At 31.3% G+C, this 15,122-nt stretch carries 14 protein-coding genes; 6 read left to right on the top strand and 8 right to left on the bottom strand.

Annotated features, from left to right (window positions below; translation table 11 throughout):
• Positions 1-119 precede the first annotated feature (119 nt).
• From ASJ80_RS00980 to ASJ80_RS00960, 5 genes are all read right to left on the bottom strand, one after another.
• On the bottom strand, positions 120-683 hold the full coding sequence (locus ASJ80_RS00980; RefSeq protein ID WP_069583437.1) for a GNAT family N-acetyltransferase: 564 nt from the start codon (positions 681-683) through the stop codon (positions 120-122).
• A gap of 50 nt (positions 684-733) precedes the next feature.
• Entirely contained in the window at positions 734-1,213 is a 480-nt protein-coding gene (locus ASJ80_RS00975; RefSeq protein ID WP_069583436.1) for a MarR family winged helix-turn-helix transcriptional regulator, read from the bottom strand.
• Positions 1,214-1,362: 149 nt separating this feature from the next.
• Entirely contained in the window at positions 1,363-1,809 is a 447-nt protein-coding gene (locus ASJ80_RS00970; protein ID WP_069583435.1) for a hypothetical protein, read from the bottom strand.
• A gap of 47 nt (positions 1,810-1,856) precedes the next feature.
• Complete coding sequence (gene guaA / locus ASJ80_RS00965) at positions 1,857-2,783, bottom strand: glutamine-hydrolyzing GMP synthase (protein ID WP_069583434.1); 927 nt, start codon at positions 2,781-2,783, stop codon at positions 1,857-1,859.
• Between the two features lie 273 nt (positions 2,784-3,056).
• The gene (locus ASJ80_RS00960) at positions 3,057-4,028 is read right to left on the bottom strand and encodes a tetratricopeptide repeat protein (RefSeq protein ID WP_069583433.1); all 972 of its coding nucleotides are present in this window, start codon (positions 4,026-4,028) and stop codon (positions 3,057-3,059) included.
• A 565-nt stretch (positions 4,029-4,593) separates the two neighbouring features.
• On the opposite strand from ASJ80_RS00960, the gene ASJ80_RS00955 reads away from it, so the two are divergent.
• The 5 genes from ASJ80_RS00955 to ASJ80_RS00935 all read left to right on the top strand — a co-directional run bounded on the left by ASJ80_RS00955 (position 4,594) and on the right by ASJ80_RS00935 (position 10,865).
• Positions 4,594-5,118 (top strand): hypothetical protein, encoded by a 525-nt coding sequence (locus ASJ80_RS00955; RefSeq protein ID WP_069583432.1) that lies wholly within the window; start codon positions 4,594-4,596, stop codon positions 5,116-5,118.
• A 121-nt stretch (positions 5,119-5,239) separates the two neighbouring features.
• Positions 5,240-6,673 carry a DUF2142 domain-containing protein gene (locus ASJ80_RS00950; protein WP_069583431.1) on the top strand — a complete coding sequence of 478 codons (1,434 nt, stop codon included), beginning with the start codon at positions 5,240-5,242 and terminating at the stop codon, positions 6,671-6,673.
• Positions 6,674-6,761: 88 nt separating this feature from the next.
• Entirely contained in the window at positions 6,762-8,183 is a 1,422-nt protein-coding gene (locus ASJ80_RS00945) for a DUF2142 domain-containing protein (RefSeq protein WP_069583430.1), read from the top strand.
• 316 nt (positions 8,184-8,499) lie between these two features.
• The gene (locus ASJ80_RS00940) at positions 8,500-8,976 is read left to right on the top strand and encodes a GtrA family protein (protein ID WP_069583429.1); all 477 of its coding nucleotides are present in this window, start codon (positions 8,500-8,502) and stop codon (positions 8,974-8,976) included.
• Between the two features lie 278 nt (positions 8,977-9,254).
• Positions 9,255-10,865: an NAD(P)/FAD-dependent oxidoreductase gene (locus ASJ80_RS00935; protein ID WP_069583428.1), complete on the top strand. Its 1,611-nt coding sequence runs from the start codon at positions 9,255-9,257 to the stop codon at positions 10,863-10,865.
• 75 nt (positions 10,866-10,940) lie between these two features.
• On the opposite strand, the gene ASJ80_RS00930 is transcribed toward ASJ80_RS00935, so the two are convergent.
• A complete protein-coding gene (locus tag ASJ80_RS00930) occupies positions 10,941-11,510 on the bottom strand; it encodes a GMP synthase subunit A (RefSeq protein WP_069583427.1) in 570 nt (189 codons plus the stop codon).
• Between the two features lie 576 nt (positions 11,511-12,086).
• Between ASJ80_RS00930 and ASJ80_RS00920 the strand changes: the two genes are divergently transcribed.
• Positions 12,087-12,704 (top strand): DUF447 domain-containing protein, encoded by a 618-nt coding sequence (locus tag ASJ80_RS00920; protein WP_069583426.1) that lies wholly within the window; start codon positions 12,087-12,089, stop codon positions 12,702-12,704.
• A gap of 69 nt (positions 12,705-12,773) precedes the next feature.
• On the opposite strand, the gene ASJ80_RS00915 is transcribed toward ASJ80_RS00920, so the two are convergent.
• A complete protein-coding gene (locus tag ASJ80_RS00915; protein ID WP_069583425.1) occupies positions 12,774-14,003 on the bottom strand; it encodes a histidine kinase dimerization/phosphoacceptor domain -containing protein in 1,230 nt (409 codons plus the stop codon).
• A 230-nt stretch (positions 14,004-14,233) separates the two neighbouring features.
• Entirely contained in the window at positions 14,234-15,112 is an 879-nt protein-coding gene (locus ASJ80_RS00910) for an MBL fold metallo-hydrolase (RefSeq protein WP_069583424.1), read from the bottom strand.
• Positions 15,113-15,122 lie beyond the last annotated feature (10 nt).

Genomic DNA, 15,122 nt, shown 5'->3' with positions numbered 1-15,122 from the left:
GTGGGCCAATCCACTAATAGGCTCAAAACTATTTAAAATGCATGATTTTACAAATTCAGTAATTTAAAATATGAATCCTGTAAAATTTTTTCAAATATCTTTTATTCTAATAAAATAAGTTATAACACTTTAATCATGACTGTCCTGTCATTATCATTATAAAATCCATTTTTAATATAAAATTCCTCAGCAGGTATCCCTTTATTGGTTAATAAAACCAAACGTGTGTACTCTTCTTCAATAAGCTGTTTTTTTATATAATCCATCATTCTGGTTCCAATTCCATTTCCCTGGCTTTCATTTCTCACATAAAACTCATCTATGAAAAATTCTTTTCCCATCCACCAGGACTTCTTGTGACCAAAGCAAACTGCTACCAGATTTAATCCATCATATGCAACATATCCTTCAAAAACAGGGTTTTCAATTAATTCTATTAAATAGGTTCTTGCCTGCTCAAAAGATACCCAGTTATCATACCATGGATAGGCTGAAAACACTTCTTTAAACAGTTCGGCACATTTATCCACATCCTGAACTGTGAATTTCCTCATTAAAAGATTTTCATCTTGATAAGCTAATTTCATACCGTTAAATCCATGCAAATAATCAAAATGATTCTTCAGGTGCCTTGAAATTGGACTATATGAAAAATGATCTTTAACTGCTGTTTTTATGGACATAATATTATCTCCTAACAGTTTAGTTACTAAACTGTTTGATAAAAAAAATATTATTTTTTATTCTTTAAAAAGGTATCGATATATTCTTCAATTTTAGGCAAAATATGGAGAAAAGAGTCAATTTGTTCAGGAGTAAACATTTCTAAATGGTTTATAAACTCCCATTCCATCTTTTTATGGAAATTATCCTGAATTTTAAATGCATTTTGCCCCTTTTCAGTTAAAGATAAGATAATCTCTTTCCCATAATCCTTATTTCGTTCCTTATTTATGAAACCTTTATCCTGAAGTTTATTTACAACCTGTGAAACAGCGCCTTTCGTAATTTCAAGTCTTCTACTTAGCCCTGTAACAGTATTCTCATAACCGCTTCCAACAGCCACTATAACATGAAATTCAGAAGGATAAAGTTTTTCTCCATTTCCAACATCTATGGACATCTTTTCCAGTTCGTTGAACTTCTTTGTGATTCTCCGGAATTGAACCATCATTTTAAATATGGTTTCATGAGTGATTTCGTCTGGTTTCATTTATTTCACGCGCTAAACCTTAATACTACCTTTTTTACTAGATATGGCCCTATTCATTAAAAGATTAAATAATAAATCTCCTATTTATTCCTCGCTAAATATATGTTAGAATTGCTTCAATCATTGAACAAATACTAAAATTCCCCTTATTAAAATCTCAGCTCTTCCCTGCGCTTTGGATCCATAATTTGATCAAAAAGGAAAGAACCGCTAATATTTATAGCTTCTTTAAAAGTTTCTTGAGCATTTAATCCTTTTTCTTCTAAAAAATCCCATAAATGCACCAGTTCAAGAAGATCATCACGAAAATCAGGTGTTCCATTACGAATAGTAGCTGAAATAAGCCGGTACATTACATAACGTTTTGGATCAGATTCTAAACATGGAGGGATCCAATGAACAAGTTTGTAACTTAAATTGCTATCGTTTTGAACAAATTCATTTATAGAAGACTTTTCTAAAGGGCTAGATGTCTTATAGATCTCAAATAATTCCTCAAATAAAGATTGATACTCTTTTCTATTTACCACTTTTAAATCACTGTGATCAAATGGAATTTGAGTAATTATTTCTTTAAATCTTTCAACATTGGTCATGATTTAACCTGAAAAATGATAAAAAAAGTAAGTTAAATTTAATTAAATTATGCAAACTCAATAGTGCTAGGGGGTTTATCACTAACTGAAAGAGCCACATGAGTTACTTCAGAAACTTCAGCAGTAATTCGTGCTGAAATTGTTCTTATCATTTCCCATGGAAGTTCAGGCACATTAGCAGTCATTGCATCCCACGATTCCACCATACGTAAAACTACAAGGTACCCAAAGTCCCTTATATCTCCTTTAACTCCTGTAACTTTAGTATCTGTTAAAACTGCAAAGTACTGCCAGAGCGATTCGTCAAGCCCTTCTTTTTTAACTTCTTCTTCCACGATAGCATTAGCCTTTCTGCAGATTTCTATTTTTTCCTCCGTTAATTTTCCAACCACACGGACTGCAAGTCCAGGACCCGGGAATGGCTGTCTATTGACTATTTCATCTGGAAGACCCATTTCACCCCCCACAACTCTCACTTCATCCTTGTAAAGTTCCCTTATAGGTTCTACCAGTTCTAAAACCAGCCCATGAGGTAAAGCTACATTGTGGTGAGATTTAATTTTCCCCTCACTTTCTATCCAGTCAGGTGCAATTGTACCCTGTACTAAGAATTTAGCACCTTCTTTTTCTGCTTCTCTTTCAAAGACTCTTATAAAAACTTCACCTATAATTTTTCGTTTTTCTTCAGGGTCTTCTACTCCCTCAAGTTCCTTTAAAAATTCAGCACTTGCATCAATGCAGTCAAAATTAAGTCTTGGTTCAAATGTTTCTTTAACGTATTCCGCCTCCCCTTCACGTAAAAGGCCGTGATCAACAAACACTGCCAGGAGGTTATCTCCTATCGCCTCAGAGACTAATACTGATGCAACAGAACTATCTACCCCTCCAGAAAGAGCTATTATTGCTTTTTCGTCCCCTATTTGTTTTTTAATTCCTTCAATTGATTCCTTTATAAAATCAGATGGATCAAGCATTTTTTTTCACCTAAAACCTGTTAAAATTTTCATTTATTTAAATAAAGTATCTTCTGCGGTTATATCTTATATTTATACAAGTCATTTTTAAATTCGCAAATACAATACTGGACTGAAAATTTTATAATTTCAAACCAGTTAATTTAATTCAGGTAACATAAATCATAATATCAGTACTATGTTCCTTTCCTGAACTCTTTAAAGATTAATATCACCATTAATCCTTATAATTTTTAGTATCTATTACATAAAAATACAAGAAAAATTTCGTTATTATTTTTCAGATTTATACGCTGAAATATCCGCTTTTCCTTTTTTAGCAGCCGCAGAATCTGGACTCAATTCCAACACCCAATTATAACACTCTAAAGCTTCTTTAAATTTATTAAGGCCCGCAAGAGCATTACCTTTACCGATTAAACTATCAATATACACTTGAGGTATATCCCCTTCAGAATATAATCTCAAAGATTCATCAAAACTTTTTACAGCTTCATCGTACTTTTTAAGACCCAGAAAACTGTTTCCGCGGACATGCCATGTGACCTGTTTGTTTTGATTTTTATTTTGCACACCTAACCCTTTATCTTCAAGAATTTCAAGGGCTTTATCTGTACATTTAAGAGCTTCTTCAAACTTTTTAAGCTCATTAAGAACCGCACTTTTATTAGCCCAAATCATAGGATTTTCAGGATCCAGTTCTAAAACTTTTTCTAAGCATTCTAGCTCTTCATCATATTTATTAAGGAATCCTAGAGCTAAACTCTTGCTAACTAACGCGTCAAAACTATATGGATTTATTTTCAGGATTTCATCAAATGACTCAACTGCATCCCCATATCGGCCAATCTGGTTTAAAATTAGCCCTTTTCTAAAGTAAATATCCACATAGCGATTTTCAAAGCTTTTAAAGCCTAAATCCAGAGATTTATCAAAGTACTCAATTGCCTCTTCATATTTACCTAACTTTTGATAAACCAGTGCTTTACTATACATGGGAGCTGCTAATTCAGGATCTAGTTTTATAGCCTTATCTAAACATTCAATTCCTTCTTCAAGATTGGCCATCCCTATAAGCACGTTGCCCTTAAGATTCCATGCTAAAGCATAATCTGGATCCAATTTTAATGCTTCATTAACAAGTTCTAAACCTTTATTAAAGCTTTCTAAAGATTGATTATGACTCATAATGTTTGTAGCCAGTTTAATTAACGATTCTTTTTTATTATCATCAGATGAACTCATAAACAACACCAGTATACATTTCAAAATATCCTATTTTCTATGTAAAATTTAGATTGTAAAAGATAAATAGTTATAATATTCTATTTATACATATAAAACCATAAAATTTTATCTAAATTTAATTAAATCATTTAACCAAATAATATCTTAAAATATTGATCTAAATTTTTTAATTTATTAAACTTGGCATTGCAAACCTATTTTTTATAATGAATGACCAAATATTTTCACATACTGTTAAAATTTATAATCAAACCAGCAAAACAAATATCACCAGAATAACACCAATACAACAAGAACTAACGCAACTGATACATATCCATATACTTTAACTTTTTTTATTGCATGATTAGCACTAACCAATCTAAAAATAAACCCCAATTTAGAGATATTGTTCCACTATTTAACCATAGCTTCTATTTTTAAATGAATTTATATCCCATTTTTGTGATAAAATATTTTGAAAAAATTTTTATATGTATAACAATAATAAATTAGTTATAATAATGCTATAAAAACTAATCAAAGTGTCACACTTGATTTTAATAGATATAGAGGGAATTTTTTGAACCAAAAATATAAAATTTTATCTGTTATACTAATCATTGCAATAGGATTAGGTGGATACTACGGATATGAACAGTACAACCTCTCAAAAACTCAGGAATACTTACAAATATCCTTAACTCATAAAATAGCCGCCAGTAATTATTCAAACCAGGCAAGTGTTTATGAAAACAAAAATGACTATGCAAACGCAGCTATAATGTTTCAAAAGAGCTCAGATGAAATATCAAAAGCTTTAAAAAGTGATAGTGACGCATTAACCCATGCAAGTGGTGTTTACACAGAATATATTAACAGCGATATTCTTGTGCTGCAAACAACATCTAAATTATTAGATTTTCAAATATATTTAAACAAAGTGAAAAATAATGATTTAAATCAGGGACAGGAAAAAGTTGACCCAGTTGATCTGTATCCCCACATAAATCAATTAAAAGAAGATATTTCAGTTTATAAAAACAATGAAAATAAAATCATATCTGCAAACCCTGAAAAATTTAAATTCCTGAATTCCAGTTCATAGTTAGTACTACTATTTAGAAAGTTAATAGAATAACTTTTTATTGATTAACATGGAAATATATTAACCTCAATTTTGATAATTCAATCCACCAGATATAAATAAAAATTCCGAGTCTGTGTCAATGATGAACAAGTTCAGAGATATCAACCCTCAAACCGCTTTTCTTATTATAGGGCTAATTTATGGATTAGGTTTCCTTCTTGCAACTCCTGCTTTTCAGGTTCCTGATGAATACGAACACTTTTACAGGTCATTATATGTAAGCGAAGGGCATATAGTACCCGAAAAGTTAGGCAACCTGTCAGGGGTTTACGTTCCTGAAAGTGTGAAGTTTACATCAGATACAGTTAATCAGGAATGGTACACATTCCTTCAGGACAGAGACAATAAGACAGATCTAGCTCCGCTTTTACATTTGCAATTTAACAGCAAGAATATGGTCTTCGAAGACATCTCCAGAATTGCAGTAATTACTTATTCCCCCGTACCTTACCTAATGTCTGCATTTGCTATAGATCTTGGTAAATTGTTTAATTTAGCTCCTTTAGTACTTATGTACATTGGAAGATTAGCAAACCTGCTGGTATGGATTTTTCTCACATATTTAGCGATCAAAATAACCCCCGTCCATAAATGGGTTTTCTTTATGTTAGCATTGCTTCCAATGACAATTTTTGAGGCAGCTTCACTTTCTGCAGACAGTTTTTTACTGGGAATATCCTTTTTAATCATTGCAATTTTCTTCAAATATGCATTTGATGATAATAAAAAGAGAATAGGCTTTAAAGAGATTTATATTTTAGGCATACTTCTCCTGCTGGTAGGACTTGCAAAAAGTAATTATATCCTACTGTTATTTTTGATCTTCCTTATTCCTGCACAAAAATTTGGGAACAGGAAAAACAGAATTTTAGTAACAGGATCTTTATTTTTAGTCGTGGTTGCAGTTGTAGGTATCTGGAATCTTATTGTTAACGGGCTTTATGCCCCTATTATACCACAAGTATCCATTTCAGGCCAAATCGCCTACCTTTTAGGAGATCCTTTCAGGTTCCCCTACTTACTAATAAACACATTTATTAGCCGCGGCTTATCCTACCAATTTTTATTTGTAGGTAATTTCTGGCTGGATATCCCCTTACCGACATGGTGGTTAGGTTTTTATTTAATTACAATAATTCCTGCAGCTTTACTTGATAAAAACAGGATAAATATAACAAGAAATCAAAAATTAATCTCGGCAGTGACTTTCATCCTTAACGCCATTATTGCATGTGCCCTTGTGTATATTACATGGACTCCTGTTGGCCAGAATGTTATAGATGGAATTCAAGGAAGATATTTCATTCCAATATTCCCGCTTCTCTTCCTGTTGTTGTACAAAGTAAAAGATTTCGAAAATTATTATAAAAAAATAGACAGCAATAAACTGGTTATTAAAGATAAAGCTGTTGTTAAAATTATTCGCGAGAACTTAAATTTAATATTAATTGCATATGTTGTTATTTTCCTGTCAATTACGCTTTTAATATTTATAACAAGATATTATATTTAATTAAATCACCGATACTTACATAATTATACCCTTTTTCACTAAAAATTTTATACTAATATTTTTATAGATCTTATAAACATTTTCAATTATGATAAACAAGGTTAATCCTCAAACTGCATTTCTTATTATAGGATTAATCTATGGATTAGGTTTTCTTCTTGCAACTCCTGCTTTCCAGGTTCCTGATGAATACGAACACTTCTACAGGTCATTATATGTAAGCGAAGGACATGTAGTACCAGAAAAACTAGGCAACCTGTCAGGGGTTTACGTCCCCAAAAGTGTGAAGTTTACATCCGATACCGTCAATCAAGAGTGGTACACCTTTCTTCAAAACAGAGACAACAAAACAAACTTAACACCACTTCTACGTATACCATTTAACAGCAAAAACATGGTCTTCGAAGACATCTCCAGAATTCTTGTAATTACTTATTCACCAGTCCCCTACCTAATCTCTGCATTCGCCATAGACCTCGGAAAATTATTTAATCTAGCTCCTTTAGTACTAATGTACATTGGAAGATTAGCAAACCTGCTGGTATGGGTCTTTCTTACATATTTAGCGATCAAAATAACCCCTGTCCACAAATGGGTTTTTCTGATGATATCATTAATTCCAATAACACTTTTTGAGGCGGCTTCACTTTCTGCAGATAGCTTTTTATTGGGATTATCTTTTTTAATCATTGCAGTCTTCTTTAAATATGCTTTTGACGATCATATAACTAAAATAGACGTAAAAAAGGTTTATATTCTATTTATACTTTTCATATTACTTGCACTTACCAAATGGAATTATATCCTATTGTTATTTTTGATCTTCCTCATTCCTGCACAAAAATTTGGAAACAGAAAAAAAATGCTTCAAGTAACAGGATTATTATTTTCAGCTATAATTGCAGTTGTTGGTATCTGGAATCTTATTGTTAAAAGTCTCTATGTGCCAATTATACCACAGGTATCCATCTCAGGTCAAATTACCTATATCTTAGGAGATCCTTTCAGATTTCCTTACATATTGATAAATACACTTATTACTAATGGGGCATCCTATCAATTTTTATTTATAGGTAACTTCTGGTTAGATGTTCCCTTACCTACATGGTGGATAGGTGCTTATATAGCTACAATAATTCCTGTAGCTTTACTTGATAAAAGCAGGATAAATATAACAAGAAATCAAAAATCAATCTCAGCAGGGATCTTTATTATGAATTTTATTGTAGCATGTGCTGGTGTGTATATTACATGGACTCCTGTTGGCCAGAATGTTATAGATGGAATTCAGGGAAGGTATATCATTCTTATCATTCCTTTATTGTTTTTACTGTTATACAAAATAAGAGATTTTGAGAATTATTATGAAACAATAAACGGCAAACTGGTTATTAAAGGTAAGCCTGTTATTAAAATTGTTTATGATAACTTGAATCTAATATTAATTGCATATGTTGTTATTTTCCTGTCAATTACACTTTTAATATTTATATTTGATTATTACATCTGATTAGTTAACATATTAAAGCTTAAAGTTTGTTTTAATTAAAAATATCATTCCACATATTCTAATTTTTAATGAATAACCTAATTTCATATACTCTAATAATCTGCCAGTTGAGTATTTATTATAAGTAATTATTACTTAAAAAAATCAATGAATAAAGCGTTCTTATAAAAAATAGAAAAATATAACGAATGTTAAAATGAATATTTTATATGCAGGACAAATGAGAACCAAATAGCAAAGATTTATACAGAATAAAATTTAGAATAATATAATACATATTTACAATTATCTTACTTATTTTAGATGGAGATATTAAATGACAGATATAGAAGATACTATTATAGACAAATTACTAAAAAATCAAACAGATCAAACACATATTCAGTTCTTCCGTTACATGTTCGTTGGGGGAGCTGCATTTTTAGTGCAATTTGCAGCATTTATGATATTTACAAACGTCAATATCAATTATCTTATTGCTACACCACTGGCATTTATTTTAGGATTAATAGCTAACTATGCTTTGAGTATTAACTGGGTCTTTAACAAACATGCAATTGACAATATGTGGTCAGAATTTGTGATTTTTGCAGTTATTGGTGTTATAGGAATGGTACTAACTGAAGTATTTATGTGGTTCTTTGTAGATTTCGTGGGTTTTTATCAAATTTTCTACAATGTTCATCTATACAATTCAAGTCATAACATAGGTTTATATGTATCCTATGTTCTTACAGCTGCTTTAGTATTATTCTGGAACTTTTTTGCAAGGAAATTAACATTATTTAAATAGGGCTGTCTTATCCTTATCAATTTAAAACTACAATTAATGTACTAAAAATTCCTGCAAGGAATTAACAAGATTTATAAGGATATAACCCTATTCTTATCAATTAAAAACCACAATTAATATACTAAAAATTTCTCAACGAAATTAACATTATTTATAAGGATACACAATATTATTAGTCAAAAATTGCAATTATAAAAATAGTTAGTATACTAAAAGCGATGCTTAGTAAAAACGTCGATAATAATCAAAATACAATGATTTAATCAAGGAGTACCGATATGAGTCAAAAAAAAGCGATTATAATAGGAGCAGGACCTGCAGGATTAACTGCAGCTTATGAATTACTCGACAAAACTGATATCAAACCAATTATCTATGAAAAAAGCGAAGATATTGGAGGAATCTCAAAAACCGTTGAATATAAGGGCAATCATATAGACATAGGCGGTCACAGATTCTTTTCAAAAAATGATCGAGTTATGAAATGGTGGCAGAATATCATGCCGCTACAAGGGACACCTGCAAAAGACGATTTAACCCTTGGAAGAGAAGTTCCATTGGAGAAAGAATGCTTAAAAAGAGAAATAGGGCAAAAAGAAGCTAAAAAAATTGCAGCACCTGATCCTGAAAAAGAAGATAAAGTAATGCTTAACAGAGGGCGTCTTTCAAGGATTTATTTCCTTAGAAAATTTTTTGATTACCCTGTTAAATTAAATTCCAACACCATTCGAAATTTAGGCGCCTTAAGAATGATTAAGATAGGCCTAAGTTACGCTAAAGTCACAATATCTCCGATTAAAGAGGAAAATACCCTCGAAGACTTTTATATCAACAGGTTTGGTAAAGAACTTTACGGTACTTTCTTTGATGATTATAATATAAAACTATGGGGAGTTCCCTGCAGTGAGATTGCACCCGATTTTGGAGCCCAAAGGGTAAAAGGCTTATCCATAACTAAAGTTGTCACCCATGCATTAAAAAGCGGATTTTCAAAAAACGATTCTATAGCACAGAAAAACGTAGAAACAAGCTTAATAGGACAATTTATGTACCCAAAATATGGACCAGGACAAATATGGGAAGAAGTAGCAAGAATTATCACTGAAAACGGGGGCGAAATACACTTCAATCAGGAAGCTGTTGGAATTGAACACGATAATAACGGAGTAAAGCAAATTAAAATTAAAGACGCCAAAACAGGTGAAATAAAATCAGTAGAAGGAGATTATTTCTTCTCAACAATGCCAGTTAAAGATTTAATTAACGCTACAGAAAATGTACCTCAAAATGTTCAGGATGTTGCAAACGGATTGATATACCGTGACTTTATTACAGTAGGATTACTTTTAAATGAACTTAAAATAAAAAATAAGACTAATCAAAAAACCATCAATAATATAGTCCCTGATAACTGGATTTATATACAGGAACGTGATGTTAAAATTGGTAGGCTTCAAATATTCAACAACTGGAGCCCTTATCTTGTAAATGATGATTCTAAAACATGGATTGGTCTTGAATACTTCTGTGATGAAGGAGATGAATACTGGACTATGAGCGATGAAGACTTCTCAAAATTTGCCATAGACGAACTTGTAAAAATTGACATCATCGACAAAAAGGACGTGCTTGACAACGTGGTAATACGAGTTCAAAAAACTTATCCTGCATACTTTGGTACTTACGACCAGTTTGACACTGTTAAAGACTTCACAAATAAGTTTGAGAACCTATTTTTAATTGGAAGGAACGGAATGCATAGGTACAACAACATGGACCATTCTATGCTTACCGCAATGACTGCAGTTGACAATATCATAAAAGGAGTTACTTCTAAAGATAATCTCTGGTGTATAAATACCGAAGAAGAATATCATGAAGAAAAATAAATATTTAGCGCCTAAAATGGCACTAATTTCTTTTAATTTTATTTTCAAAATTTAAAAAGTGAATTAATTTATTTTTTACTGACTGGAGTAATTCTTACAAAATTCATAGAAATTTTCCAGTAGTTTTGGCCCATTTTCAGTATGATGAACTTCAGGGTGGAACTGTATACCATATAAAGGTTTAGTTTCATGCTTCATTGCTTCAATTTCACAAATTGGAGATGTTGCAAGTAGTTTAAAACCTTCAGGTAATGTTGTAACTTCATCTTTATGGGATGTCCAGACTTTCATGGTATCTCCAAGTCCCTTAAAGATATCATTCTCTTCTTTTATGGTAATTTCAATTTTTGCATAACTTTCCATCCCTGCAGATCCTACTTCTCCACCATAAGCTTTTGCTATTATTTGATGGCCAAGACAAATTCCTAAAATAGGATAATCCAATTCTTTAACATATTCAAAACAATTTCCAGCCCGTTCTATAGACGGTCCTCCACCTAGTATGAGGCCTACTGGTTCTTTTTCATTTATTTCATCAATAGATGTTGAATTAGGAATTAATTCTGAAGGAATCTTTAAATAATGTAATGTTCTATGAATTCTGTGATTGTACTGTCCATGATTATTTATAACAAGTATTTTCATTATATATCTCCCAAATATTGTTTTATTAGTAAATTAAGTCATGTGAAACATAAAAATGTATAAATATATTAAAATACAATTAGGATATATGGAATTTAGAGATATCATATATATAATAATAGCTATTATAGTTGCAGTAATTTTACTCAAGATAATATGGTTCTTGCTACCAATAATCATTATACTTGTCATAGCCTTTATCGTGTATATCTTTTTAAAAGGCAGGGACAGATACGGATAAAACAATTACCTCATATTTAATTTTATTTCAAGTTAAAATTAAATTAATCATACACTAATTTTACATAATATAATCTACACCGTCATTAACAGGCATTATATATCTAAAGGCAGAGATACGGATAAAACAATTTAAATCATATTTAATTTTATATTAAATCAGCTTACCTATTTTCTTATTATAATTTAAAATCTGTTTTAACATAATTAAACTTTAAATAGCTCGTTATAATTAGTTTAACCTACAAAATAGATTCTTCACCGCATAATTAAATTTATTAACAGTACTAAATAAATCAAATGACATAAATTTAACTAAATTAGCAGGGTGAACATATGCAAGATCTTGAATCTCTGGGAATGAAAAAGGGATTACTCTATGAAACAATTATAACCACTCATAATGGGAACGGAGTACCAAATGCAGCCCCTATAGGAGTTATCTGCAAAAATAAAAATGAAATCGTGCTGAATCTTTTTGAAGGAACCCACACTCTTGAAAATATAAAAACGAACTCCCAATTTGTTGTAAATATACTAAAAGATCCTCTAGTTTTTGTAGGTTGCACCACTGGAGATCTTTCTTCTGATCATTTTAAAAAGCATTGTGATGCGTTTTACATTAAAAATACAGATGCCTTTTTTACTGCAAGTGTAACCCGCACTAAAGAAATTGAAAAAGAAGATAATATCAGCAAATCCAAGATGACCATAATAAAAGCCAGTGTAAATGAAGTTATTATTAAAAAAGAAAGTGTTGAACCTTTAAACAGGGCCATTTTTGCAATAATAGAATCACTTGTTTATTTAACAAGAATTAAAATGGTAGATGAAAATACTGCAAAAGAATATTTAGAACGAATTCATGAAATGTCAAGAACTGTAAACCGTGTTGGAAGCTTAGATCATAAAAAAGCGATGCAAAATATTTTAAAATATATTGAAAACAACTGATAAACCTTTTAATTGAAAAATAATATAATGAAAATATAAATTTAAAAAAATAGACTTTTAAAATTTTATCTATACACTGGATTCTCTAAATATAATTTTAAATTCACAACCATTATCCTTCTCAAGATCAATGAGCCCATCAAGCTGTCTCACCAATGCATTTACCAGTTGCATCCCACTAGTTTCTGCATATCTAAAATCAATATTATCAGGTAAGCCAATTCCATTGTCCCTCACTTTTAATGTGAAATTACCATCATCCAACGTAAAGATAACATTTATTTCTCCAGTTATATCATTTTGACCTGTAAATTGATCATTTACAAATTCACGGTTAGATGAGGATGTAAATCTACTTTTTAAGAGTTTACGATCTTCAAAATACGATGATGGGAAAGCATGTTTTATGGAGTTGGTGACAAGTTCATTTAGAATTAGACCACATGGAACTGCAGTATCTATATCCAGCAGAATTCCATCTATATTTATATTTGCATTTATATTTTTATCAACTGCATATGACTTAAACAGGTAATTAATTAAATCATAGGCATATTTATTAAAATCAATTATTGCAAAGTCTTCAGACCTAGATAAAGTCTCATGAATTAAAGCTATAGTTTTAACACGGTTTTGGCTTTCCTGATAAATCTCAATAGGTTCTTTATCATTGAGCTGAGTATATTCTAGTCCCATAAGATTGGATATTGTCTGTAAATTATTTTCGACTCGATGGTGTATCTCTTCAAGGAGTATATTCTTTTCATCAAGTGATGCTTTAATCTCCTCTTCAGCCAGTTTACGTTCTTCAATTTCATTTTTAAGCTTTTTATTTGCTTCCCGGAGTTCAATTGTTCTTTCTTGAACCAGTTCCTCAAGATGATCTCTGTGACGTATCAATTCACCCTCAATTGCTTTACGCTCGATTGCATATGATATAGATCGCGACAGAAGACTGCTGTCAACCTTTCCTTTAATTAAATAATCCTGTGCTTCACCTTTAACTGCATTAATCGCCACATCTTCATCATCGAACGCACTTAATATAACTATAGGACTTTGAGGTACTCTTTCTTTAGCTTTCAGAAATGTATCAAAGCCAAAACTATCAGGTAAGTTTAAATCCAGTAACAGCACATCTGCCCCATTTTTTTCTATATAATTTAACCCATCCTCAAGGCGGCGCGTATTATGTAACTTAAATCTAGGTTTTCGTACTTCCTTTAACATTTCCCTTATTAAAGCTGTGTCTGTAAGATTATCTTCTATCAAAAGAACGTTAATGTACTTAGCATCCATCTTATCATCCTTAAGTCTTCAAGATTATCATTTTGAACTATTGGCTATTTAATGGCATTATCCTAAATAAGATAGTTATATTTACTTTTATTACAATATAAGTTTTTTTATTATAAAACAGAATTCTACTTTTTTAAGGCTATTTAACCATCATAATGTGAATTATACATGATTTAACATCCATCATGTTTTAAAATTTTTAAATAAATAACCAGATGCCCTTAATAACTTTAAGTTCTATAAAATTGTTTCCGTCTTGCCTCTAACAAATCAGGTTCTTTACCTACGATTTGAGATGCTACTATTATTTCGCCACCAGATTCCTTCACTACTGAATTTACAAAATTGGTATATCTCGTACTCCTTAAAAGGTGATGGTCCAATACCACTTTAGGTATTTTTTCCACTATTTCAATTAAATTGATTCGAGCTTTTTCAATATCTTTTCTCTCAACGGCATATCCTGCAAGATAAATAGGAGGGCCGCTTAATACCAGTATATCTGGTTTTTCTTCGAGAATAAGATCCTTTGATTCCCTAGAAATAGGACCTTGGACGTCAGATGCATGCATAAAAGTTTTTTCATTCCAATTAATTGTTACAGCTACTACATAACCCAATTTACTTCCCTGCGAACCGTGAGGAAGCGGATCTGAAAATTTAATAGATGTATCTCCCACTTCAAATGATTTACCATCTGCATATGATACTTCGCAGTTCAATCCTTCCAAATTCTTTAAAAATTCAGCGGCACGCTTTTGCTGGCTTTTGTTGATTTGAGAAGTGGGGTGTTTAATAAATAACTTTTTTCCTTGATACAGTTTCTCTGCTGCTCTAGGCGAAGAATCCAGAAATTTTCCAAGTTCAAATGGAGTGTAATGGTCATGGTGATAATGGCTAATAGTGACGATGTTTGCTTTTTCTGCATACTTTTCAATTCTAGCTCTCGTCTCATGTAAAGCGTCAAATTCATACTTCCATGGAGGATATCCAAACCTTTTAGGGGCTACAGATGTTCCAGGGTCAATAAGTATTTTCTGGTCAGTTTCAACGAATGTGGCCATGGATCTTACACCCATACTTTCAAAGGCAAGCGGTATAACTTTCATGAGATCACCA

The organism is Methanobacterium bryantii (assembly GCF_002287175.1).
In the GTDB taxonomy this organism is placed as follows: Archaea; Methanobacteriota; Methanobacteria; order Methanobacteriales; family Methanobacteriaceae; genus Methanobacterium_D; species Methanobacterium_D bryantii.
This window is presented reverse-complemented; position numbering and strand designations above follow the sequence as displayed.